The 25,308-nt window shown below is 60.2% G+C and carries 17 protein-coding genes, 1 tRNA gene and 1 pseudogene; 3 read left to right on the top strand and 16 right to left on the bottom strand.

Annotated elements, in window-relative coordinates; genetic code table 11:
* Window positions 1-39 precede the first annotated feature (39 nt).
* The 5 genes from BPSY_RS05380 to nusA form a co-directional block, all read right to left on the bottom strand.
* Window positions 40-1,254: a riboflavin kinase gene (locus tag BPSY_RS05380; RefSeq protein ID WP_033494798.1), complete on the bottom strand. Its 1,215-nt coding sequence runs from the start codon at window positions 1,252-1,254 to the stop codon at window positions 40-42.
* A gap of 157 nt (window positions 1,255-1,411) precedes the next feature.
* On the bottom strand, window positions 1,412-2,497 hold the full coding sequence (gene truB, locus BPSY_RS05375; RefSeq protein WP_051921733.1) for a tRNA pseudouridine(55) synthase TruB: 1,086 nt from the start codon (window positions 2,495-2,497) through the stop codon (window positions 1,412-1,414).
* Entirely contained in the window at window positions 2,484-2,999 is a 516-nt protein-coding gene (gene rbfA / locus BPSY_RS05370; protein WP_051921732.1) for a 30S ribosome-binding factor RbfA, read from the bottom strand. The genes truB and rbfA overlap by 14 nt, the downstream gene beginning before the upstream one ends.
* Window positions 3,000-3,188: 189 nt before the next feature.
* The gene (infB, locus tag BPSY_RS05365; RefSeq protein WP_033494796.1) at window positions 3,189-6,032 is read right to left on the bottom strand and encodes a translation initiation factor IF-2; all 2,844 of its coding nucleotides are present in this window, start codon (window positions 6,030-6,032) and stop codon (window positions 3,189-3,191) included.
* Between the two features lie 207 nt (window positions 6,033-6,239).
* Complete coding sequence (gene nusA / locus BPSY_RS05360; RefSeq protein ID WP_081884325.1) at window positions 6,240-7,364, bottom strand: transcription termination factor NusA; 1,125 nt, start codon at window positions 7,362-7,364, stop codon at window positions 6,240-6,242.
* Window positions 7,365-7,442: 78 nt separating this feature from the next.
* Here nusA and BPSY_RS05355 point away from each other — a divergent pair, with 78 nt between their 5' ends.
* Window positions 7,443-8,339 (top strand): hypothetical protein, encoded by an 897-nt coding sequence (locus BPSY_RS05355; RefSeq protein WP_156099245.1) that lies wholly within the window; start codon window positions 7,443-7,445, stop codon window positions 8,337-8,339.
* A 54-nt stretch (window positions 8,340-8,393) separates the two neighbouring features.
* Here BPSY_RS05355 and BPSY_RS05350 read toward each other — a convergent pair whose 3' ends face one another.
* Complete coding sequence (locus BPSY_RS05350) at window positions 8,394-9,626, bottom strand: ROK family protein (protein WP_033495043.1); 1,233 nt, start codon at window positions 9,624-9,626, stop codon at window positions 8,394-8,396.
* 358 nt (window positions 9,627-9,984) lie between these two features.
* Here BPSY_RS05350 and BPSY_RS05345 point away from each other — a divergent pair, with 358 nt between their 5' ends.
* Window positions 9,985-11,475, top strand: a complete 1,491-nt coding sequence (locus BPSY_RS05345; protein WP_033494791.1) for a xylulokinase — start codon at window positions 9,985-9,987, stop codon at window positions 11,473-11,475.
* Window positions 11,476-11,601: 126 nt separating this feature from the next.
* Here the strand turns inward: BPSY_RS05345 and BPSY_RS05340 are convergent, their stop codons facing one another.
* From BPSY_RS05340 to BPSY_RS05325, 4 genes are all read right to left on the bottom strand, one after another.
* Window positions 11,602-13,233: a glycoside hydrolase family 43 protein gene (locus tag BPSY_RS05340; protein WP_033495041.1), complete on the bottom strand. Its 1,632-nt coding sequence runs from the start codon at window positions 13,231-13,233 to the stop codon at window positions 11,602-11,604.
* Window positions 13,234-13,276: 43 nt separating this feature from the next.
* The gene (locus BPSY_RS05335) at window positions 13,277-14,173 is read right to left on the bottom strand and encodes a carbohydrate ABC transporter permease (protein ID WP_033494789.1); all 897 of its coding nucleotides are present in this window, start codon (window positions 14,171-14,173) and stop codon (window positions 13,277-13,279) included.
* On the bottom strand, window positions 14,170-15,177 hold the full coding sequence (locus BPSY_RS05330) for a carbohydrate ABC transporter permease (RefSeq protein WP_051921805.1): 1,008 nt from the start codon (window positions 15,175-15,177) through the stop codon (window positions 14,170-14,172). Before BPSY_RS05330 ends, BPSY_RS05335 begins: the two co-directional genes overlap by 4 nt.
* Before the next feature lie 147 nt (window positions 15,178-15,324).
* Window positions 15,325-16,614, bottom strand: coding sequence for an extracellular solute-binding protein (locus BPSY_RS05325; protein ID WP_033494786.1), 1,290 nt, complete (start codon window positions 16,612-16,614; stop codon window positions 15,325-15,327).
* A 424-nt stretch (window positions 16,615-17,038) separates the two neighbouring features.
* Between BPSY_RS05325 and BPSY_RS05320 the strand changes: the two genes are divergently transcribed.
* Window positions 17,039-18,076 (top strand): LacI family DNA-binding transcriptional regulator, encoded by a 1,038-nt coding sequence (locus BPSY_RS05320; protein WP_033494784.1) that lies wholly within the window; start codon window positions 17,039-17,041, stop codon window positions 18,074-18,076.
* Window positions 18,077-18,197: 121 nt separating this feature from the next.
* On the opposite strand, the gene xylA is transcribed toward BPSY_RS05320, so the two are convergent.
* The 6 genes and pseudogenes from xylA to rplQ form a co-directional block, all read right to left on the bottom strand.
* Entirely contained in the window at window positions 18,198-19,544 is a 1,347-nt protein-coding gene (gene xylA, locus BPSY_RS05315; RefSeq protein ID WP_033494782.1) for a xylose isomerase, read from the bottom strand.
* Window positions 19,545-19,822: 278 nt separating this feature from the next.
* A tRNA-Ser gene (locus BPSY_RS05310) sits at window positions 19,823-19,911 on the bottom strand.
* Between the two features lie 244 nt (window positions 19,912-20,155).
* Window positions 20,156-20,956 (bottom strand): transglutaminase-like domain-containing protein, encoded by an 801-nt coding sequence (locus BPSY_RS05305; protein WP_033494780.1) that lies wholly within the window; start codon window positions 20,954-20,956, stop codon window positions 20,156-20,158.
* 264 nt (window positions 20,957-21,220) lie between these two features.
* Window positions 21,221-23,291: pseudogene (locus tag BPSY_RS05300) on the bottom strand (circularly permuted type 2 ATP-grasp protein); the annotation flags it as partial.
* A gap of 162 nt (window positions 23,292-23,453) precedes the next feature.
* A complete protein-coding gene (gene truA, locus BPSY_RS05295; protein WP_193346428.1) occupies window positions 23,454-24,368 on the bottom strand; it encodes a tRNA pseudouridine(38-40) synthase TruA in 915 nt (304 codons plus the stop codon).
* A 192-nt stretch (window positions 24,369-24,560) separates the two neighbouring features.
* Window positions 24,561-25,202: a 50S ribosomal protein L17 gene (rplQ, locus tag BPSY_RS05290; protein WP_033494774.1), complete on the bottom strand. Its 642-nt coding sequence runs from the start codon at window positions 25,200-25,202 to the stop codon at window positions 24,561-24,563.
* Window positions 25,203-25,308 lie beyond the last annotated feature (106 nt).

Below are 25,308 nucleotides of genomic sequence, written 5' to 3'. Positions count from 1 at the left end.
GGCGCGGCGATCATCCAAGGCGTGACGGATAGGTGCGGCTCAGTCGGTCAGGGATCGAGTCTGCTCCACATCGCGTTTGAGTTGCTCGCTGAGATCCTCCGAACCGTCGAAACGCACCTGTGGCCGCAGGAAGGCCGCAAATTCCACACGGACCGTATGCCCGTACAGGTCGAGCCAGTCATCGCTGATCGCATATGATTCGACCACGCGTTCGGTCAGACCGGTCTGCTCCACATAGGTCTGTTTGGTGCCGATCGAGATGGCGGCGGCCCAGCGCCAAGGAGACCCCTTCGCCACCCGGGCGTCCATGCTCGGTGCCGCGGAGATCCTTGTCGCATCCTCACTCTCGGATCCGGATGATTCACCCAGATCCACCAGCCAGCCGGCATACACACCATCCGCCGGGACGTACCCGGTGATGTTCACATCCAGGTTGGCCGTCGGGAAACCAAGTGTACGTCCACGCTGTTCACCCCGAACGACGAGTCCGTCGATGCAATGGCAATGGCCCAGAACCTCATTGGCCGCGGTGATCCTGCCCTGTGACAGCAGATAGCGGGCATTCGTGGAGCTCCACACACGGACCTGTTTGGCGTCGTGTTTCTTGCTCCAGGCCCGGTACTCGGCCTTGGTCATGCCGGCGGTGGGATCCTCCGGTTCACCCGCCTGCGCCGGCGGATCAGGAATGATTCTGGATGGCACGCGGGTGTATCCTGGGCCCAAATCATCCATCACATCCAGTTCGAAGACCCCTGTCGCCTGTGCCAGGGTGTCGATGGCTTTCACATCACCTGCACGGCCGGCACCCATGGCGGCGTCCTTGCCTAACACGAGTGTGCGCATACCCAGCTTCCCCACCAGCTGACCGAGGAAGAAGCGATATGACTTCGCCGAGAAGGCGAGTGTGTAGCGGATGATGAACACCTGATCGATACCAATCTGCCGCATGAAGCGGAGACGATCATCGATCCCCATCAATTCCAGTGAATCATCAAGCTGATCGGCGTCCCCCGCCTCCGCCCCGCCATGTGCCGCCGCGTATTGGTGTATCACACCGGGACGCGGATCGAACATCACGACCACGGAGAATGATTCGTGCTGTGTGGCGAGATCCTTGACTCTCCGCAACAAGGCCTGATGCCCCCGGTGCATGCCGTCGAACACCCCCACGGTGACCACCGATTTCTTGGAGACGCTTAAGGTGGGCCATGCAATGATGCCGCTCTCGTCAGGAACAAGTCTGCTGATCTTCATCCATTACCATCCGTAACCATAAGTTCACCGCTCGGGCCCTCCCCAGCGGACTGTGTGAACGCTCTGGGCGTTGCCACCCCGACTACTGTAATCGCATTTCATGCGTCTGGGCAAAGACATTGCCGAACGCGCACCATGCGTTTTCCATCAGCCTCTTCTAGGACCGGGTATCGAGGGGGAATACCGCCTCGGGATGCGCATTGCCGTCCTTCGCTGGTGCGAGTATCGCGCATAGGCGCTCCCTGCCCTGATCGGTGCTTTCAATCGCCGCGGCCGTGCCCTTCAGCGCGATGGGAAGGGTGCGTCCGAAACGCAGTTCCCTCGCCTGATCGGCACTGACCGATATATAGGGCATGGCGAGACGCGCGGCCTGCACCTCATCGAAGGCCAGTTCCGGCACCCGATCGGGGTTGCGCAACACGGCCCGCGCCCTGGTGACCCGTTCACCCTCCCTATTGGTGAATTCACGTTCGCCGCGTTCGGCCAGCACCAGATGCTCCGCCATCCGTGCATCCGCAAGATCGAAGGTGCCGATTCTGCTGCGTCGCAGTCTCGTCAGGTGCCCTCCCACCCGCAGGCGAAAGCCGATGTCCCTGGCCAAGGCGCGGATGTACGTGCCACTCGAGCAGCTGATATCCGCATCCACATCCACGACCTTCCTGGATGTGCCGTCCGGCAGGGTGACGATGCTCCTTCTGAGCCTGCTCAGTGTGCATGACGCGATGGTGACCGTTCTGGCCTTCAGCTCCACATCCTTGCCCGCGCGGGCCAGATCATAGGCTTTGACGCCGTGCACCTTGACGGCGGAATACGAACTCGGGATCTGACGGATCTCCCCCGTGAAGTCTCTTTGGACGATTCCATCAAGCTCCTCCAACGTCAGGGTGTCAAGATCGGGCAGGGGCTCCACAGGAGGCAGCGGATCCGAGTACGTGCAGGCGTCGGGATCGAGGTACCGCCCTTCGGCGTCATCGGTATCGGTACCCAATCCAAGACGGATCGTGGCCGAATAGCTTTTATCGTGGCCGCTGACATAGTTGAGCAGCCTCGTGGCATGCCCGAAGGCGATGATCAGCACACCCGTCGCCATCGGATCGAGGGTTCCGGCATGACCGACACGACGCATGTGCAACGCGCCACGCACAGCCGCAACCACGTCATGGCTGGTGACGCCCTGGGGTTTATCGACAAGCAGCACGCCCGAATCGGGTGCACCGTCCCGGGAGTCCTTACTCACCATCATCCGCCGACGTCTGCTGCGGCGCATCGTCCTGCCGCACGTCCTCCTGGGTCTCGTCAGTCTCATCGACCTCATCGTCATGCTTATACGGATCGGCATCGCCTGCGTATGTCGCATGCTCACGCAGCTTCGCCAGCTCTTCGTCGCGTCTGCGGGAGACGGTGAGCACATCCTCGATCTCGGTCGCCTCACCGGGAACCTCGTCATAGATGAAGCGCAGTTGCGGGGTCAGTCGCAGTCCGGCCTTGGACCCCACCAGGCTTCTCAGACGCCCTTTGGCCTGGTTGAGGGCCTGCTGGGCACGTTTGCGTTCGCCCTCCTCGTGGCCTTCACGCCCGAGCTGCGTCCAATACACATTGGCGATCTGCATGTCATTGGTGACACGGACCTCCGTTATCGTCACATTGTTCAGTCGCGTGTCGTGCAGCTGCGTCTCCACCGCCGATGCGATCACACGTTGCACAAGCGCGGCAATGCGTACCGCGCGGGGGTTTGTTCCTGCCATAGGTTCCATCCTTCTGTAGCTGTCCGCCATTGTATCCATAGATGACCGTCATCGCCGCGTTCCACGCCATCGGCATCGCCTGTGGGTGATGATCCTCGCCGTGGGCTCGGGCTCCGTGGACATCGGACGTGAAAATGCCCTCCGCTAAGCGTTCACGGAGGGCATTGGAAAGCGGTTCACCGTTTCGGGTTACTGCTTGCGTTCGACTTCCTGCATGGCGAAGGTCTCGATGATATCGCCGATCTGGATGTCGTTGAAGGACCCCAGATTGATACCGGCCTCGTAGCCTTCCTTGATTTCGTTGACGTCGTCCTTGAAGCGACGCAGCGAGGAGATCTCAAGGTCGTTGACGGTGACCACGCCATCACGCATGATGCGTGCCTTGGTACCGCGCTTGACCGTGCCGTCCTGCACCTTGACACCTGCGATGTTGCCGAACTTGGAGGAACGGAATATCTCGCGGATCTCGGAGTGCGAGGTGGTGACCTCTTCGAATTCCGGCTTGAGCATGCCCTTGAGCGCGGCCTCGACGTCCTCGATGGCATTGTAGATGACCGAGTAGTACTTGATCTCCACGCCCTCACGGTCCGCAAGCTCCTGAACCTGACGGTTCGGTCGCACATTGAAGCCGATGATGACGGCCTTGTCGACCGTCGCGAGGTTGACGTCGTTCTGGGTGATGGCACCGACACCGCGATGAATGACCTGGATGCCGACCTCGTCGGAAACCTCGATCTTCATCAGGGAATCTTCCAACGCCTCCACTGAACCCGAGGACTCGCCCTTGATGACGATGTTGAGCATGTCGATCTCGGACTTCGCGAACTGCTCCTTCAGGCTCTCCAAGGAGACCACCTTGCGGCGCTTGGCCAGCAATGCGGCGCGCTCGGTCGCCTGACGCTTCTCGGCGATCTGACGTGCGGTGCGGTCGTCCGGCGCCACCAGGAAGAGATCTCCCGCGGTCGGCACCGAAGTCAGGCCCAGCACGGCAACCGGTGTGGAGGGTGTTGCCTCGCTCATCGCTTTGCTGTTCTCGTCGAGCATCGCTCGAACGCGACCGTATGACGTTCCAGCCACAATCGCATCGCCGACGTGCAGGGTTCCCTGTTGCACAAGCACGGTAGCCACGGCACCGCGTCCCTTGTCCAGTCTCGCCTCGACGGTGGCCCCACGGGCATCCATATCCGGGTTGGCGCGCAGATCAAGCGCGGCATCGGCGGTCAGGAGCACCGCTTCGAGGAGCTTGTCCACATTCGTTCCCTGTTTCGCGGAGATATCCACGAACATCGTGTCCCCGCCGTACTCCTCGGGGACCAGACCGAACTCCGTGAGCTGTCCACGTACCTTCTCCGGGTTGGCGCCGGGAACATCGATCTTGTTGACCGCGACCACGATCGGCACACCCGCAGCCTGCGAGTGGTTGATGGCCTCAACGGTCTGCGGCATCACGCCGTCATCCGCCGCAACCACCAGAATCGCGATATCGGTAAGCTCGGCACCGCGGGCACGCATGGCCGTGAATGCCTCGTGACCAGGGGTATCGAGGAATGTGAGCCTGCGTTCGGAACCCTCATGCTCCACGCTCACCTGGTATGCACCGATACGCTGGGTGATGCCACCGGCCTCATGCGCCGAAGTGTTCGTCTTGCGGATCGTGTCCAGGAGTCGGGTCTTGCCGTGGTCGACATGTCCCATAACCGTGACGACGGGTGGACGTGGCTTGAGGTTCTCGTCCTCCTGACCGTCCTCCTCGTCCTGAAGATTGATGTCGAACTCCTGCAGGAGCTCCTTATCCTCTTCCTCGGCCGATACGATCTTGATGTTCCAGTTGATCTCCTCGCCGAGGATCTGGAAGGTGGCCTCGTCCAGGGACTGTGTGGCCGTTGCCATCTCCCCCAGATGGAAGAGCACGGTCACCAGGGCTGCCGGATTGACATTGATCTTCTCGGCCAAATCGGACAGCGTCGCACCCTGACGGAGTTTGACCGTCTGCCCGTTACCTGCGGGAATACGCACTCCGCCGATGACCGGTGCTTTGATCTCCTCGAAATCATGACGCTTCGCCAGACGGTTCTTACGCGCCTTTGAAGACTTGCCACCCTGACGGCCGAAGGCGCCTGCCGCACCGCCACGACCGCGGCCCGGACGCCCTGAAGTCGGTCCATTGCCCGAAGGTGCGCCTGCAGCCCCCGAACCGGCACCCGCTCCAAAGCGATTGCCCGAATGTCCCTGATTGCCGGTGCCCTGACCCGGACGTGAGTGCCCCCACTGCCCTGGCTTGGACCCGGTGCCCTGACCCGGACGTCCGCCGCGCTGACCTGGACGACCGTTTGCTCCCGGCCTGCCTCCACGGCCGCCGCGACCATCGTTGACCGTCGGACGTGCCATCGGATGTGGTCTTGGGATGTCGCCTGGTGTCGGTGTGCTCATGCCCTGACGTCGGCTGAAAGGATTGTTGCCGGGACGCGGAGCGCCTGCTGCATGCGAACGTGGTGATGGCGTACCGCTGCCGCTACCGCCCTGCTGCTGACGTGGGTTGTGTGGCGCGGGTTTGGACGAACCTCCCGGACGTGGGCCACGTGACTGCTGGTTATGCGTGTTGTGTCGCTGCTGATCGCCCGAATTGCCCTGATCGCGGCGTTGCTGCTGAGGCCTCGGCGCATGCGGCGTCGCCGGGGACGCTTGCGACGTCTCTGCGGTGGAAGACTGCGCGGGTCTTGCCGGCTGGGCTTGGCTTTGCGGCTTTGCGGCCGGACGTGGTGATTGGCCCTTTGCCTCGGAAGGCATGGGCCTGCTCCCGCTCTGAGGACGGTGAGCGGATGGGCGTGGGCCTCGGGGAGCATCCTGCTTGGGTGCATCCTGCCCGGCCTGCTTCGACTGTGGGAAGGCGTTCTTCAATTTGCGAACCACAGGAGCTTCAACTGTGGATGAGGCCGACTTCACGAACTCACCCATGTCCTTGAGCTTTTCAAGGACGGTCTTACTGTCTATGCCAAGTTCCTTGGCCAATTCGTATACGCGTGCTTTGGGCACCAATTTCTCCTATCCAGACCACGCGCATGATTGGCGTGGTCATTCTTCGGTGACGGCGAACATATCCTGTCTCATCGTGCGACCATGGTCGTGTTACCTCGTCTCTTTGCCTTGCTTTGGGCATACTGCTCTGTTGGGTTACTCCAGGCATAGTGCACCAAAGCTTGGATTCCGAGTTTCAAGCATACTCGTTCGTATGGATGTGTGTTAGCTGCGTGCTTCGTTCTCAGATGAAGGGTCCTTCGCGGGGGCGTCATTCCCCGCTGCCCGGGTCTCGTCCTGCGCCGCTGAGACATGCTCGCCGCTTTGTTCCTTGGCGGCCTGAGCCTTCGCCCTCGCCTCCGAAGATTCAATCCCGATCTTCCAACCGGTCAGCTTGGCGGAGAGGCGGGCATTCTGCCCTTCCTTGCCGATGGCGAGCGAAAGCTGGTCATCATGGATGAACGCGATGGCCGTCCTGTTCTTCTCGCTAACCACCTGCACACCGGTGGCCACAGCGGGTGAAAGTGCCGCCGCGACGAATTTCGCGGGATCCGCCGACCAGTCGACGATGTCGATCTTCTCAGGCCCCAGGTTTTCCATGACGGCCCGAACCCGGGCACCTCCCGGTCCTATCAGCGCGCCTTTGGGGTTCACGCCCTCAGCATTGGCACGTACCGCGATCTTGCTCCGGGCCCCCGCCTCACGGGCGATGGCCATGATGGACACCGCGCCGGAAACCAGTTCGGGAACCTCTCGCTCGAACAGGCGCCGCACCAGTTCCGGATGCGATCTGGACACGATGATCTCCGGGCCTTTCAGCCCTCGTGCCACATTGACCACATACACCCGCAGACGCTCACCGTGCCTGTAGCGCTCCGAAGGCACCTGCTCACGCCTTGGCAGCAAGGCCTCCACATCCCCAACGGCGATGTGCACGTTGCTGGTGTCGTTGGCATCCTGCTGTACGACACCGGTGATCAGACGTCCCTTCTGACCTGAAAAAGCACCGAAGATCTTCTCGTCCTCGGCACTGCGGAAGAGCTGCGCGATGACCTGCCTGGCCGTTGCCGCAGCCAGACGACCGAAGTCCTTGGGGGTGTCGTCATATTCCTCACCGAGCTGAGGAGCTGGATGTGGATCGTCTTCCGTGGGTTCCTGCTTGATTTCATCACGCGCCCACACCGTGAAGCTTCCGGCCCTGTTGTCGATCACGACTCGTGCGTGCTTTGCCGCATGCGGGGTTTTCAGATAAGCCATACGCAGCGCCTCGGCCAGCGCGCCATCCAAGGTCTCCGCGTCGATTCCTTGCTCTGCCACCAGCTGGTGCATACCCGCCAGGTCTAGTTCCATTTCAAGACCTCCTATGAAGTTATTGATTGCCGAATACCGTGCCGGCATGGTCTGCGTCGCATACTACTCTAACGATTCATGCAGACAGTACCAGACCGTATTCAGCTCGTGGCTGTCCACCGTCGTGGCCTTGGTGTCGCGAGGAGTTGCGTGGCAGGGGCTGTCGGGGTATTGGTGCTCTTCGCTTCGTCATGCAGCCCTACGGATTTCTTCGCAACCCGGGTTGAGGGACGCGCCGAGCAGGAAACCGAACTCAGCGACTGCGAGACCGCCTACCAAGGTGCGCAGCTCGATGACGCCACGCTGCGCACGGCCATCAGCAGCGCGCAGCGCGCCATGTCGAACCGCTCGGCCCGACAGCATTGGCTGGATGTGGCCGCAAACTGCACAGGACGCTTTGCCGAGGGAAGCATGAACAGCGCTCTGGCGTCCTTCAGACTCAACCAGATCGAGTCGAGCTCGGCCTTCCAGGTCTCACTCGCCGCATTGCCGAGTGATGCCATAGCATCCTCCGGATTCACCGAGAGCGAGGCCGCGGCGATCGCACTTTCCGAGGACCGCACCGCCTTCGGCATGGAGGTCCTGGCTGCACGGAATGGCGGATCCGCGAATCTGCTCGCTCTCAGCGACAACCACAAGAGTCTGGCCCAATCCCTGGTCGCCCTGCATCCCAAGGCGAGCGATCCGCGCGAGAGGGTCTATTCGGTACAGAATCTCCTGTCGCACCCGCAAACGATCACCGACCCCAGCACCGGACTGGAAATGACGAGCTCGGCACAGCTGGAGATGGATAATGCACGGGCGATCATCGAAGCCGTCTCCTCGACGCAGCAGGTGACGGATAATGCCCGCAGCGCCGCGCAGCAACGACAGGCGCTGCAGATCGCTTCGCAACTTGCGGCTTCCAGGGCCTTCTCCGCTTTCGCGTTGGGCTATCCGGCGTTCAACGCCGCCGTGCTGCGCACGGAATCATGAAGGACCAGTCCGGTTCCGCACCTCTTGGCTGAGGCATATCGGCGGTGATCCCTGCTAGGCGTCAACCTCAGCCAGGAAACTCAACGGATCATCGTGGAAGCGTCTCAATCCCACCTCTGCCGCACCCAACAACGCCGGGCGCGTGTTGATGTCCGAGATCTGCACATGGGCGCTGACCTCGGGATAGCCGAGTATCTGCGGATTGATGCGCTTCTCGATCCGCTGCGCCAGAGCCTGCCCGAAACGCCCCCAGATGCCACCCAGTATGACGGTGCTCACATCCAGGATATTGATCACCGATGCCATGCCCGAGGACATCGCCTCCACAGCGGTATCCACCGCACGAAGGGCTTGCTCCTCACCGGCATTCCAGCGATCGAGCAGCTCCTCAATATCCCCGCCCTGCTTTGAGGCACCTTCGTCGGACACACCCGCCGACTCCACAAGCGCACGACGACCGGCATACGATTCAAGGCATCCACGGCGTCCGCACCGGCACACCGGACCGTCGAGCGCCACCGAAATATGGCCCAACTCCCCCGCGAAACCGTGATCGCCATGCTCGACGCGCCCTTCGTGGACCACAGCCCCGCCGATGCCGATATCGGTCGATATATAGATGAAGGAATCAGCCGGACCGACGATGCCCTGCTGCCTGCGTTGGGTGGCGTAGCCCGGTATCTGCGCGAGCGCGGCCATATTCGCCTCGTTGTCCGGATGGGGATCGAGTCGTGAGATCACATCGAATCGGCGAAGATCCAGCTGCTGCCAACCGAGATTGTGGGCCGTCAGCAGACGCAGATCCTCGGTGACCAGTCCGGGAAGAGCCAGACCGCTGCCGACGATGGCCATCCCACGTTCGGCGATCACCGCCTCCCCCTGTCTGACCAGCTCATCGAGTCTGCCGAATATATCTTCCGGATCGCGTTGCGTCATCGTTTCGCTGATCCACTCTTCGGCAACGATCTCGCCGCTGATGTCCACAGCCGTGAAACCGAAGCCGTCCGTGTTGATCTGCAGCCCGATGCCGCAGAAGCGGCCTCCGCTGATGCTCAACGGCGTGCTCGGTCTGCCCTGCGCTGGCAGCGATGCCGGCGAACCCTCACGGACCGCCTTGCCCGCTATGAGCATCGGTATGAGCAGGGACATGGTTGCTTTGGTCAATCCGGTGGCCTTGGCCAGTTCGGCGCGGCTCAATGGTTCCACCGAGCGCAGCATGGTGTCCAGAACCACCGAGAGGTTGTGATTGCGCAGATCATCCTGATTGATGCTTTTCAATGACATCAGGCGACACCTTTCATCCGTTTCCCTCAACTCTAACCATTCATATGCCTGGGCAGACGAGTCCACCCGCCGGGATCGGGTGCAAGGGCGGCAAGGCAATTATATAGTACAATGGTTTTACCATTAAAAGCCTACCCGGTAGAATGGGATGATGAAGGCTCCGACCACCGAACGCGCACCCGGTCCGAGAGGCCACACGTGAATCGGCATCGCATCCCTGCATGACGGGTCCATGCCGGAGTCATGGATACGACATCGCCGACGGCATGCGGCACATGGCATGTCAGGCGCGTCAGATGTCGGGGGGCAGGGCGCTTCACGGCGCAGGATTCTTGTTCAATGACCGCACAAGGAGGAAGCAATGGCTCAGGTATTGGTAGCCGGCATAGACACATCCACACAATCGACCAAAGTCCGCGTCACCGACGCGGCTACGGGAACAATGGTGCGTTTCGGCCAGGCGAAGCACCCCGATGGGACCAGCGTGGATCCGGAATGCTGGTGGAAGGCATTTCTGGAGGCATCGGAGCAGGCAGGCGGATTGGATGATGTCAGCGCGTTGTCCGTTGGCGGGCAACAGCATGGCATGGTGCTGTTGGATGCCCATGGCGAGGTCGTACGGGATGCGCTCCTATGGAACGACACCCGCTCGGCCTCCAATGCGGAGGATCTCATCGCACGACTGGGTGCGGCGGACCGCAACGCGGACGAGGAGGAACTCGACGATGACCCGCAGATGCGCGGACGGCAACGCTGGGTCAAGGCGGTAGGATCCTCGCCGGTGGCTTCGCTGACCATAACGAAGATCGCGTGGGTCGCCGCCAATGAACCCGAAAACGCGGCGAAGGTGGCCGCCGTATGCCTCCCCCACGACTGGTTGAGCTGGCGCATCGCCGGATTCGGACCCAACGGCGAGGGCGATGCGCATCTTGACGAGCTCTTCACCGATAGATCGGATGCCTCGGGAACGGGCTACTTCGATTCGGCGGGCAACGACTACCGCATGGATCTGTTCAGGATGGCCTTCAACCGTGATGACGTGATATTGCCACGTGTCGCCGCCCCCGCCGAAGCCGCAGCAACGGCCGACCCCTCCATAGCGGGACGGAATGTTCCGGGAGGCTGCATCATAGCCGCGGGCGGCGGGGACAATGCGATGGCATCGCTCGGTCTGAACATGACCGTCGGTGATGTATCCATCTCATTGGGCACATCGGGTGTCGCCGCCGCGATTTCGCCGGTTCCCGCATACGACATGACCGCAGCGGTGACGGGCTTCGCCGATAGCACCGGCCACTGGCTGCCATTGGCCTGCACGATCAACGGTTCACGCATCATCGACGCAGGGCGGGCCGCCCTCGGTGCCGATTACGAGGAATTGACCGATCTGGCCCTCAACGCCGAAGCGGGAGCCGGAGGGCTGACGCTCATCCCTTATTTCGACGGCGAACGTACACCGAACCGTCCCGACGCCACCGCCGATCTGCATGGGATGACGCTGCGCAATGTCAGCCGTGAGAATATCGCCCGATCCTTCGTCGAAGGCCTGCTCTGCTCCCAGCGTGACTGTCTGGAACTGATCAAGGGACTGGGTGTGAGCGTCAACCGCATGCTGCTTATAGGCGGAGGGGCCAGATCCAGGGCCGTGCGCGCACTGGCTCCGGCTATCCTGGGTTCGGATGTCAGTCTGCCCGCGGCGGACGAGTACGTTGCCATCGGAGCGGCGCGACAGGCGGCATGGGCGCTTGCCCAAAGCCCCGAAGCCCCGATCTGGCCGCTGGACATCGAAGAGACGCTTTCAGCACCGGCCACCGAGCAGGTGTACGAGCAGTACGCCCGCTACCGCGGCTAGGCAGGACGGCAATCGGCCGGGTGCACCATATCCCGGGATGTGCGCGACGAGCATCGCATCGATCCCGGGCTCCGGTGCACCCGGCCTCCAAGGGCGCGCCGGAGCGAATACCGACGCGCCGCGGCCTCATGCCGGATCGGGTATCTCCCTGTAATCGAAGTGACGGAAGCTGGCGGTTTTGCCGAAGCCCGCCAGATCCACTGCGGCAAGCCCGACGAAGGCGCCCGTGAAAAAACCTCCATACCGCTGCGAGACGTAATCGTCCGAAAGCTTCTTCGCATCGAACACAAGCGGTATGTCCTTCCAGGATGTGCCATCAAAGGAATATGCGTAAGCATAGCTGCGCTTTCGAATGCTGGTCCTGAACCATACGGATCCGACCTCGTCGGGAATCTCGATGGCCCGATCCCGAAGGAAGGAGGTGTATGCATTGAAATCATTCTGCGCCACTTCGATGACCCGTTTCGACCTGCGCTCATCCCAGGTCACGAAGATCCATGACCAGCACAGATCGTTGTAGTAATTCGTCAAGCCCGCCATCTGCATATAGCAATCAGGCTTGAACGAAAGTTCCACCGTGGCATCGAATGTGTAAGTCTGCCAGCGCCGGGCCACCAGCGACAGATCGAAAAGATTGCCGAGTGATCCCTGGCCCCGGAGCTCCAGGCTTCCCTCCCCAACCGTGCCCATCGCATCACCGAAGGGCACTCGCAGGGTGTTCCAGTCCCTTCCCAGTTCATGGTCATCGAACTCATCATGTTGGGAGGCGTCGGCCGGTACGATCGTCTCGATGGCATCCCGCGGGGCCTGAACATACCGGCTCCCACCCCGGCCACCCACAACGCGGGGCCACAGTGCATCATCCCATTCGATCTTCTGGATCGAGGTCTCCCGACCCAGAGGGCACCAGCCTCGCACACCACGCGATGGCTCGGTGTCATGCCGCCACGGCCGCGCGCAAAGGGAGGCGTAATACCATTCCCCGGAGGGGGTGTCCACCAGCGCACCATGTCCCTGTTTCTGCAGATAGGAGTCAGGGGTGTCATAGTTGCCGAGCAATGGATTACCCGGCATGACCTCGAAGGACAGTGCGTCAAGGGTCCTGGAACGGGCCACCGACTCCTGGTGCTCGAACATCGTGCCGCCCTCGGCCGCGAAGAGGTAGTAGTAGCCATTGAGTTTGTACAGATGCGGCCCCTCGACGGTTTTGACATCCGTGCCGCGCCAAATGGTCCGTGCGGTCTCGGGCATCAGACGCATCCCCTGCGTATCGAACTCGGTGAGGGTGATGCCATCGAAGGGATGATGATACTCGCGAAAGTCCCAGGTCTGCTGAATCAGATACTTCCTGCCGTCATCATCATGGAACAGGCTCGCATCGAAGCCCACACCGTTCACACGGATCGGCTCCGACCAGGGGCCGTGGATATCATCCGCAGTGACCAGGTAATTGGTACAGTCCTTGAACGCGCCGTTGACCACCTTCACATCCCCATACACGAGCCAGAACCTGCCATCCGCATAGGAAAGATCCGGAGCCCACACACCTCCTGACGAGGGGACCCCCCGCATATCGAGCTGGGAGACCCTATTCAACGGGGCCGGCAGCGGCCTCCAATGGACCAGGTCCTGCGATTCATGGAGTCTGACACCAGGCCACCATTCGAAGGTGGAGTTGGCGATGTAGTAGGTGTCCCCTACGCGAATCATCGAGGGATCCGCGTTGAAACCTCTGAGGACCGGATTGGATATCCGCATGGATTCCTGCCTTTCATCCACGGCCGCAGCCACGGCTTCGGTACTAGCCTTTGACCGCCCCGGCGAGTCCGCCGACGATCTTCTTCTGGAAAATGGTGAAGCATATCAGTGCCGGGATCATCGACAAGGACGTGAACGCAAGCACCTGTGCGGTGTCTACGGAATGCTGCGAACTGAACATCTGCACGCCAAGCGGCAGGGTGAACTTGCTCGAATCGTTGAGCAGGAAAAGAGGAAGCATATAGGCGTTCCAGCTGGCCACGAAGGAGAGGATGCCCACGGTCGCGACGCCCGGCCAGCTCAAAGGAAGCACCATCCGCGCGAAGAAGCCCAGACGTGAACAACCGTCAAGTTCCGCGGCCTCCTCCAGTTCCACCGGGATGGATTTGAGGAAGGGGACGAGAATGATGATCGCCTGAGGCAGCCCGAATGCTATCTGAGGCAGTATGATGCCCAGATGGGTATTGACCAGCGACAGGTTGCGTAGCAGCAGGTACAGCGGCGTGATCGCCACTGTGATCGGAAACATCATGCCCGCCGCGAAGAGCGAATACAGCACACCGCTGAACTTGAAGCGATATCGGGCGATGACGAAGCTCACCATCAAGGCCAGAGCCACCACGCCGATCATCGTGCCCAACGAAACGACCAGTGAGTTGAGCAGCTCGGACCAGAACACCGTTGAGGTGAACACCGTGATGTAATTGTCGAATACCCAGGGATTCGGCATCCCGGCCGGCGATCTGGTGATCTGTGAGTTGCTTCTGAAAGCGCCGATGATGATGTACAGCACCGGCACGATGCAGATCGCCACAAGCACCAGCGAGAAGAAGTATACGATCGGATTCCCCCAGGGGGTCTTCGCGGACTTCCTCAGTCCGTATGTCTGCTCCCTGGCGTTGCCGCGAGCGTCCGCCCTGTTGTGATCTGCGCTTCTCATAGTCCTGCCACCTCGCTTGCGATCTCGGCATCGCCGCCGTCCCCGCCACCGTGTTTCAACGCCCGATCGCGTTCTTTGCGTCTGCGTTCCTTCTCGCCGCGTGCGGTGGTGATGGCACCGTCGAGATCCCGGTTGAGCACCAGACGTTGATAGGTCAGTGCTATGGCCAGGGAGATGATGAATATCACCACGGCCACGGCCGAACCGTAACCGTAGTTATTGGCCAGCCTGCCTTCGCGCACCATGTATGTCGCCATCGTCGAGGTGCCTGCCGTGCCTGCCACATACTGGCCCCAAACGATGTAGACCAGGTCGAAGAGCTGCAAGGATCCGATGATCGACATGAATGCCCAGATGCGAATGGTCGGCCCCAGCAGCGGCAGTGTGATGCTCCACTGCCGTCTCCAGAAGCCGGCTCCGTCCACCATGGCGGCCTCATACAGCTCCTCCGGTATCGACTGCATGCCCGCGATCATCAGGATCACCGCGAATCCGATGTATTTCCAGGAGATGATGAACATCAGGGTCCAGAAGGCGATATTCGGGTCGGCGATCCAATCCGCACCCGGCAGGCCGATACTGTTCAGCAGCGCGTTGACCGCACCTGTGGATTGCAGCATCAAACTCCACGCGGTGCCCACGATGACTTCGGACACCACATAGGGAACGAAGATCAGCGTTCGAATGATGGCCCGCCCCTTGAACTTCTGGTTCAGCAGCAGAGCGAACAGAATGGCGAGAGGCCCCTGGATGATCAAGGACGCGATCATCACCAGCAGGGTGTGCTTCAACGCGTCATGAAAATTCGGGTCGGTGAGTATCATTCCGTAGTTCTGCAAGCCGATGAACTGACCGTTCACACTTGGCTGTCCGAAACCTTTCCAGCGGTAGAAGCCGTAATACGCCGCCATGATCACCGGCACGATGACGAAACCCACGAACATGATCAGGGCCGGAAGCGAGAGGGCCGTTATTTCGAGGCGCTTACGCATGCGGTCGTTCATGACGCCCCTGTGCACGGATACGACCCTGTCGAGACCTCGCCCAGGGCTGCGTTCTTGTATCGACATCAGTATGCCTTTCTTCTGAAAAGACCGTGCCCGTCCGGAAGGTGGCGGGCACGGACGAAGCCTTCAATCCGATCCGGGGATTCAGCCTTTGGCGGCGGCGCTTTCGACGCCTTTGATGATGTCCGCGGAGCTTCCTTTGCCGGCCATCAGATTCACGACGCCTTCGTTCAGTGCGTTGCCGATGTTCTGACCGAAGACGGTGTCAAGCCACAATGAGACCGAGGATGCCTGGTCGTAGACCGCAAGTTCCTGCTTCAGCGCATCATTGGTGACGACCGATTGGGCCTCCTTGGATGCGGGTATGGTCGAGAATGCGTTGGCGTACTGTTCCTGCTGCCCTTTCTCGGCGATGAAGTTGAGGAAGTCGACCGCTTCGCTCGGCGCCCAGCTGCCAACCGCCATCGCATCGACGCCACCCATGACCGCGCTCGGATCACCTTCGCCGCCTTCGACGGTGGGGAACGCGAAGAAGCCCAGATCCGGCAGATCCTTCTTATCCGGTGTCAGGTCGCGGACCACACCGGCCTCCCAACCCCCCATAAGCTCCATGGCAGCCATGTGATTGGCCAGCAGACCGGCGGAAGAATTCGCACCCTGTTGGGCGGGGGTGGTGAGGAAACCTTCATTGAAAGCGTCCAGACCCAGCAGATCCTCCACATCCTTCCCGGTTCTGCTCCAGCAGTCATCGCTGAAGTCCTTGCTCTTCTGCGCTTTGGCGAATACGTCCGCCGAGCATTCCCTCAAGGCGAACCAGTACCACCAGTGGGCGGCGGGCCACGCGTCCTTGCCACCGACCGCTATCGGCGTGATGCCCGCGGCCTTGAGTTTGGCAATGGCCGCCTTGAACTCATCCCAGGTTTTGGGCGTCTGCGTAATGCCCGCCTTGGCGAAGAGATCCTTGGAATACCACATACCTCCTGGCTGCACCGCCTGGGGCACGGCGTAGAGTTTCCCATCGATGGTGTAGGCCGAGAGCGAGCTCGCCATCTGCGTCTTCACCGTGTCCGAAACCTTGTCGCTCAGATCCATCGCCTGCCCGGCTTCGACCACATCAGCGAGTTTCTGGCCACCACGGGCGAGGAAGATGTCAGGTGCCGAGTTCGGATCCTGCAAAGCCGTCTGGAGCTTGCCATCCATGTCCTCGTTCTGGATCGCCTCGATTTTGATGTCGACATTGGGATTCTGTTTCTCATAGGCGGCGGCCGCATCCTCCCAATACTTCTTGCCATCGCCCGCCGTCGAGTTGTGCCATACGGTCACCTCGACCTTGCCATCGGCATTGCTATCGCTGCCGCCGCAGGCCGACAGCCCTACGCAGCTCATGACCGCGAGTGCGGCCGCCGCAATCGTCTGTGCCTTCTTCACCTTCATGCTCTTTCCTTTTCCAACATGCGCTCGATATGCGCCTTCACCGGATCATCTGCTTATGTGTCAGGAACCTGTTGTTTGTCGAGGAACCTTGGTGGGGCGAATCCGACGTGAACCCCGTTGATTACGCCGTCATTCCCAATTCGCCTTGGGTGTGATGCGGATTGCCTTGCAGTCGGAACCAGCTCTCCTTTGAACTGATTTTCGAAACTTTTTCGAAAACCTGTAGTTGTTTCGACATATCTCAGTATAATTCCCGTTAAGTAAATTCGTCAAATTATATAATTCTGATGCAGTTTCCTCATGAAATGGCTTTATTCCAATGGTTTTGGCATATCTACGACAGCAGCCTGACTCAACATACTACTTTTTTGACAGCTCGAAAGTTTCGAAATACGATGAGAAAAACGATAGTTGGAGATGACATATGGGATCTTTGCCGCAGACCACACCCCCAGCGCACCATACCGTGCGCCTGATCGATATCGCCGAGCAGACCGGATACTCGCTGGCAACGGTCTCCAAGGCGCTCAACGGCAGATCCGATGTCTCCCCGCTCACCAAAAAGGTCATAGCGGAGGCTCTGCAACGCAGCGGGTACTCCCAGCCGACAAGACGAAGGCCCGTGAACCGAAACATCGAAGTCGTATTCCAGACATTCGAGAACCTCTGGTCACTTGAAGTGCTGAGAGGTGCGCTCAGAGCGGCTAAATCATACGATGTCACCATCACGGTCACGGAAAGCGGGGACAGAATCCACCCGGACAGCTCATGGGCGGATGACATCGTTCAGCGACAGCCACTCGGGGCCATCCTGATCTTCTCCAACCTCACCGCCCAGGAACGCGAGAGATTACAGTCACGCCACATCGCCTATGTCGTATTCGATCCTTCCGGCGATCCCGCACCTGACGACATGTCCGTCCAGGCGGACAACTGGACCGGCGGGCTGAGCGCCACCAGGCATCTGCTCTCCCTGGGGCATACACGCATCGGCATCATCACGGGGCCCGACGACATGATGTGCTCACGGGCGCGCCTCGACGGCTATGCGGCGGCGCTATCGGAGAAAGGCCTGAACAGCGATCCAAGCCTCATCACGGAAGGCGATTTCACCACTGCGGGCGGATACGCCCAGGCCATGGCGCTTCTGGAGAATCCGGAGATCAGACCCAGCGCGATCTTCGCAGGCAGCGATCTTCAGTCCATGGGAGTGTATGAAGCGGCGAGACAATTGGGTATTCGCATCCCTGAGGATCTCTCCGTCGTGGGTTTCGATGATGTGCAGACCGCTTCGTACCTGGGGCCTTCACTGACGACGGTGCGCCAACCCCTCCAGGATATGGCCGCAGCCGCGACGCGGATGATCATGGGTGCCGAACATGGAGACACGGTGGATAAACACATCATCATGCCTACGACCTTGATGGTGCGCGACAGCACCTGTGCCCTACGCGGCGAATAAAGGCGTCAGATAACCTGCGTGCACCGCACCTTGAGATCATGCGCGACAGAAGTCGCCTCCATCTCAAGGTGCGGTGCACGCAGGCCTGTATAAGACCCCGGCCGGGGTCACCGGAACAAAGTCACTCGGAGAGGGCATCCACCATGTAGTTGTTCACCGTGGCCTTGACGGACTCAAGATGATCGGATTTGGTGGCTTCGATCAGCTCGGACTGGGGCTTGTCGATCGCATAGTCTTCGAGCTGTGCAAGGGATGTCACCGTACCGTCCTCGATCTGCTTGCCGATGCCGGAATCGTAGGAGCTGTAGCGTTCATCCTGCAGATTCTCGATGTACTTGTCCTCATGCATCTTCGCCGCGACCAGCAGACCGGCGGCGTAGGCGTCCATACCCGCAACGTGGGTGCGGAACAGATCCTCGGCATAGAAGGACGTACGTCGTGGCTTGGCATCGAAGTTCAGACCGCCGTGGGGACCGATGCCGCCAGCCGCCAGCACCTCCCACATCACCGCAACGGTTTCGTACAGATCGGTCGGGAATTCATCCATATCCCATCCGATGAGCTTGTCGCCCTGATTGGCGTCCAGGGAACCGAGGAAACCGGATTCACGGGCCACACGAATCTCATGCTGGTAGGTGTGACCGGCCAGATTGGCATGGTTGCCTTCGAGATTGAGCTTGAACACATCGGTGAGGTCGTTGGCACGGAGGAACTCGATCGCCGTGGCCGCATCGAAATCATATTGGTGCAGCGTGGGCTCCTTCGGCTTCGGCTCGATCAGGAACTGGGCATCGAAACCGATCTCATCAGCGTAATCCGCGCACAGGTGGAAGAAACGGGCGATATGATCCGTCTCTCGCTTCATCTGGGTGTTCCACAGGTTCTCGTAGCCTTCACGCCCTCCCCAGAACACATAATTCTCGGCACCCAGACGCTTGCCGATCTCCAGGCTCTTCTTGAGCTGGCCACCGGCATAGGCGAAGATATCGGCGAAGGGCGAGGTCGCGGCTCCTGATACGAAACGTGGGTTGGTGAACAGCGAGGAGGTGTTCCACAGCAGTTTGACGCCCGTGGATTTCATATGCCCCTCGATCCGGTCCACGACCTTGTCAAGATTCGCATTCGTCTCGCGCAGGGTATCCCCCTCGGGTGCGATGTCACGATCGTGGAAGCAGAAGTATTCGACCCCCAGCTTGGTGAAGAGCTCGAATGCGTAATCGACCTTGGCGAGCGCCTGATCCATCGGATCCGAGTATCGGTAATAGCCCCGCTGAGCCGTGCCGACCCCGAAGGGATCGACGAGTTCCTGGTTGAAGGTGTGCCACCATGCGACGCCGAAACGCAGCCAGTCCTTCATCTTCTTTCCTGCCACGACCCGCTCGGCGTCATAGTAATGGAACGCAAGCGATTCCTGCGGACCCTGTTCACGACCTACGTATTCGATCTTGTCGACATCCCACAGACTCATGTGTTGCTCCTTGTTGCATGCAAACGATTGGTTTTGGCACGCGTCCTCGCCTGCCATTGCACACATCATAAGACAACTGCGGCATTTATGTCAAATGGTTTAACTTATGGAGCGTCAGGTATCCTCCTCATGGCCTGCCAGCATGCAGGACAATCCGCGAAGCGGAGCAGGAGGGCGACAGGACCGGGAGCGGCCGGCAACGGGTGGCACGGGTGAAGGGGAAGCACACGAAGGTGCGAAAAGAAAAAGGGCTCCGGACACAAATCCGGAACCCTTGGTGGCGGTTGAGGAGAGATTCGAACTCTCGGAGGGGGTTGCCCTCACACGCTTTCGAGGCGTGCTCCTTAGACCGCTCGGACACTCAACCAACATCACCCGACCTCAGGCATCCCTTCCTGACCACAACGGCAAAACCATCCCCGCGTGCGAAAGCAACACCTTCAGCAAAGCAACTTGTCTATTATGCCACAGAACTCAGACACCGCATCCACAACCCGGGTTCCTCCAGTGAAAGCCCGCGAAGCGGCGCACGACACGCAGAGGCCGGGCAGGCACAGAGAACCACCCCCGTTCGTCCAGGATGACGGCGCGTCGAAACGGGTGTGCGGCGATCAGGAGCGCTGTTCATGCACCGAAGCGTTCACCCACTGCTGCTGCGTCACATTCGCACCGGAGAAGATACCGATGTCGAGCATGCAATCGCGATAATCACGACCGTGGGCGATGGTGATGTATTCGTCATTGACCGGACGATTATGGGTGGGATCAAAACCCACCCAACGATCCTGGTCGTAGATTTCAACCCAGGCGTGCGTGGCCCCTTCGCCGCCGAGCAGACCGGCGATATAACGTGAGGGCAAACCGATATGCCTGCAGACGGCAAGCATCACATGCGCATAGTCCTGGCATACGCCGGCGCCTTGTTCCAGCGCCTCCTCCGCAGTGGTGCGGATGGTGGTGGCACCCGGGGTGTAGGTGAAGGCCTCGTACACCTCCTGCATCACCAAAGCCGCCTGTTCGCGCCTATCCAATGAACGCCCGCCGTCATCCATCATCGCCGTGCACCGTTCGATCAGGGCGGTGATCGCCGCTCCCGGGATCGTCAGCCCGGAATCGAAGCGATACAGGGGTTTGTAGTCTTCCGGCTTCGTATGATCGTTGTCGACGAAGGCGATGCCGGTAACCGAATATTCGAAGGAGTCATGCGGCTGTGGCACGTATCCTGTCATCACCACGGAATCGAAGGCATCGTTCTGTGTCTCCAAAGCAGTGTCTGGCGTGACCTTCACCTTCACATCGACGACCTGCTGGCGAGGACCCGAGGCGGGCACGCAACGCAGCTGGAAACGATGATCCGTCACCGGGGAGCTGAAGCTCAGCTTCATCGCATAGTCAAAAACCAGTTTCTTCAATGTTCCTCTGTTTCCCGATCACCACTCGGCATCCGCAATACGCAGCACATGGCACGAAGCCCGACTGCCCTTCATGCGCATCGGAGCTTATCCACACCCGATTAGCCTATCCCCCGCTCCCGCACGCGGCAAGTCGGCCCCGATCGGGTACCTTTCACGGCCTGCGGGCATCCATATTCATCGCGTTGAGCACGCTGCGCTTGCCGCTGTCCAGATCAAGCACCCGGCCCTGGAAGTCGTTCAGGAACTCATTGATGCGAACGGTGAGATCCTCGTAGCCCCTCAGCGGCAGCTGCTCCATCAACCACCTGGCACCGGAGGCGAAGCACTGTGGCAGTGGCATCTCGTCAAGCATCGCCGCATAGGCCGAAAGTTTGTTGAGCGGAGCGATCAGATCATCCTCAGGCAGCTTGAAACGAGTGTACAGATCCACGCGCTCCAGGTATTTGCCGATGAAGAGGAAGGCCTTGAGTACCGGATCCAGCGCGGAGTCCTCGATGCCTCCCCACAAGGACAGCATGTAATCGGTGATGTCACGCTGACGGTAGATGTTCTCGGAAGCGAGATCGCCATGCGCCGCGTCACCGATCGTCTTCACCGCCAGCTCAACGTACTGCAGCAGGTTCGAGCCCAGTTCAGGACGGAGCACCACGGCGTTGTTGAAGGCTCCGAGCACAGCGCTGCGCACCGAATCGGGGTTATCGGCGTCATACAGGAAGGAATGGATGAAGGTATCGAAGTCGTGGAAGTCCTCCGGCAGATCAAGGGCGTGGGCGAAGGGACGGAACGCCTCGACCTGGGTGTCCATCACCAGGTCGTAGAAGGGGAAGAACTGTCCGATCGTGGTGAAGGTCCGCTCGGAGTATCTGCCGAGCCAATACAGGTTATCCGCCTTGGCCGCCGTCACGAGGGCGGGCGTGCGCCTTGCGCGATTGCCGAGCAGATTGACCACATCACGTTGGGTCTGTTTGGACAGCTCCTCGGATTGCGCGGGCGACAGCACCCAGGTGTCCTTGAATCCTCCCCCTTGTGAGGAATTCACGATCATCTCGCCTTGTACCGCCGAATATCGGGTCAAACCCGAATACCACACATGGGTTTTCTGACCCGTGACCACAAAGGCTCGCAAATCCGCTTTGCGCGGGGTCTGCTCACCGCTTTTCGGATCGACGATATCGATGTCCCTGAAGGGGATGACCTCCTGGGCGATGAAGCGGCGGGGCTCACGGCGGATGCGATCGGCCATCTCCCCCCGCTCAGCCGCACTGAGGCTCGATCCGAACACCACACCGTATCCTCCGGCCTCGGCGACATCCTTGATGACCAGTTCGCCCAGACGATCCAGCACGGTTTTGCGATCCCGATCGAACATCGGCATGTATGTCGGGGCATTCTGCAGAATCGGCTTCTCTCCGAGGTAATACTCGATCATGGCAGGCACGAAGTAATACATGGCCTTGTCATCGACCACACCGTTGCCCGGTGCATTCATAATCGCCACATTGCCTGATCTGTACGCCGCAAGCAGTCCGGGTATGCCGATCACCGAATCCGGATTGAAGCTGAAGGGATCCAGGTACTCATCCGCGAGCCTTCGATAGATCACGCCGACCCTGTGTCTGTTACCCGCATAATCCACGAAGTACACACGGTTCTGGACGACTTCGAGATCCTCGGGAAAGGCGAGCGCCGCACCGGTTTTCTCCGCCAGGTAGGAATGCTCGAAGAAAGCCGAGTTCTGACGACCCGGGGTGAGGATCACCGCGATGCCCTCGGTCGAAACAAAATCCATGGATTTGCGCAGCAAACGAGGATAGGCGCGATTGTCGCGTATATGGATGTCCCGGAACAAGGTCGGATAGATGCGACGTTCGATGTCCCGGACGAACAGCGGATAGCTGGCGCCGGAAGGGATGCGCAGGTTGTCTTCGAGCACCCACCACTGCCCGTCCTCACCCTGGACGAGGTCCTCTCCCGCGATATGCGCGAACACCCCGCCCGGGGGCGTCACACCGTTGACCTGGGGAAAATACCCCACCGAGGTGTACACGTATTCCTCGGGAATCACACCATCCTTGATGATGTTCTTATCGGAGTAGATATCCCTCAGGCATGCGTTCAGCGCATCGACGCGCTGCTTCAATCCATGTTCCAGATCGGTGAACTCTGCTGATTCGATGATGCGTGGAATCGGATCATAGGGGAAAAGCCGATCCTCGTAATGGCCATCGGCATATATGCCGAAACGAACGCCGTTACGACTGAGTTCACGGTTGATGGACCGCCGTCGTCCGACCAATTCGCCTGCAAGTTCACGTGCACTGGATTCCAGCATGACCTGCCCCATTCCCTCGCCGAAGGCGAAGCATGGCACCCCCGCGTATCCGACTGGGCTGCAGCCGGATACGAAGCGGAGCAACGCGCCGCCGCACCGAACCGAATGGCTCGACTAGCCCCAAGGGTAGGCGTGTTTCGTTTCCAGTGCCACCTGGATGTGTTACGTCCGCGGCTGAGCACCCTTCTCAGGCAGCTGACGCTTGGCTCGAATGAGTTCGGCCCGTTCAGCGAGCTGGTCGTCGGAGGGATACTCGATATGTTCCAAAGTCAGGCCTGCGGCTGCGGCTGGCCCGGTGAGGCCTTCGCGTCGCGGATGCCTCAGTTTTTCAACGAACCAGGACAGTTCGCGTTTCCCCAGACCGATTTGTATCGCCACATTCACCAATGAACGCACCATACTGCGCGCGAATGCATCCGCGATGATGGTCAGCGATATCAACCCGCCATCCTCGAGCGAGATGCTGCCGCTGCCGTCGTAAGGGCTCGGGGAAGCGGGGGTTCTGGACCACCGGGCGAATTTGACCTCACGTATGGTCGTCCCACCGGGGCTTGGCGTCGCGAAGGAGCCGAAATCGTGCAGGCCTACGCACATCGCCATCATCTCGTTCATCGCATCGATGTCGAGCGTTCCTCTCACCGCGGTCACGCAATGCCGCAGCCTCGGATCTGGGGTGGTCGAGCCGTCACTCACCCGGTACACATACAGTCGTTCCAATGCGGAGAATCTGGCATCGAAGCCATCTGGTGCCAGGCTGATGCGGCGTATCGCTATATCGTCAGGAAGGGCATGGCGCATCCTCAGTTCCAGGGCGGGTATGGCCTGCATGTCCAGATGCCCTATCGCTCGGGCCAGCACATCGTCATCGATGTCCAGATGGCAGGTCTGATTACTGGCATGCACTCCGGTATCGGTACGCCCAGCCACAACCAGATGGAGCCCTGGAGACTGAATCACATGCAGGATCCTGTTGAGGCAATCCTCCATCACGCCCTGCACCGTACGCAACCCTGGCTGACGGGCCCACCCGTGGAAATCGGAGCCGTCGTAGGCGCAATCTATTCGTAAACGAGTCACAGCGACCATTCTTTCATACCGTTTCCACACGGACGCGCGCCCGGCGCGAAGAGGCGACGGCAACGCCATGGTGTCACGACACAGTTGAGGCCGGACAATCTTGTGACTGTCCGGCCTCAACAATACCGTGCATCGATCCCCGACCATGTGCAGCGCTCAAGGTGAGCGCTATGCACACGTCAGAGAGGGCTACTACTCTGCCTTTTCGGCATCCTCGGCGACATCGGCGTTCTCCTCGGCGTCGGCTTCCTTGGCATCGGCTGCCTCGGCATCCTTCTCCAGATCGATAGCCGTTTCGTTGGCGCTTTCTACATCCACACCGTTCTCGTTGGCTTCAACCGCCTGATCGACGGCATCCGCGCCTGCACCCTCGACGATTGCCGCATCAACAGCGGTATCCATCTCGGTGGCGTTGTCCTGTGCTGCGACCTTGGCCGCTGCTTCGGCTTCCTTGACGGTTGACTGCTTGGCCGAAAGCGGCTCGGTGACGAGCTCGATAACTGCCTGTGGCGCATTGTCTCCGTGACGTGCGGGGATACGGGTGATACGGGTGTAACCGCCCTCACGCTGCTCCATCTGCTCGGCAATCTGGGTGAACAGGATGTGCACAACGGTTTTGTTGCGGATGACGCGCATCACGCGACGACGTGAATGCAGATCCCCACGCTTCGCGAAGGTGATCAGGCGCTCAGCCAGAGGGCGCAGGCGCTTCGCCTTCGGCAGCGTGGTCGTGATCTGACCATGCTGGAACAGGCTTGTTGCCATGTTGGCGAGCATCAGCCTCTCATGGGCTGGGCTTGAGGCCAGACGTGGGCCCTTCTTTGGTCTTGGCATTGTTTCTCCTTATATGTCTGCGCTCTCCAGGTGGGCATATGCCCGATCATCCGAAGGCAGACTGTTAAACGATGGCGGGTCTCCCCACCCAAGAGACGGCAAACGT

Origin of the sequence: Bifidobacterium psychraerophilum, assembly GCF_000741705.1 — a bacterium.
Taxonomy (GTDB): Bacteria; Actinomycetota; Actinomycetes; order Actinomycetales; family Bifidobacteriaceae; genus Bombiscardovia; species Bombiscardovia psychraerophila.
This window is presented reverse-complemented; position numbering and strand designations above follow the sequence as displayed.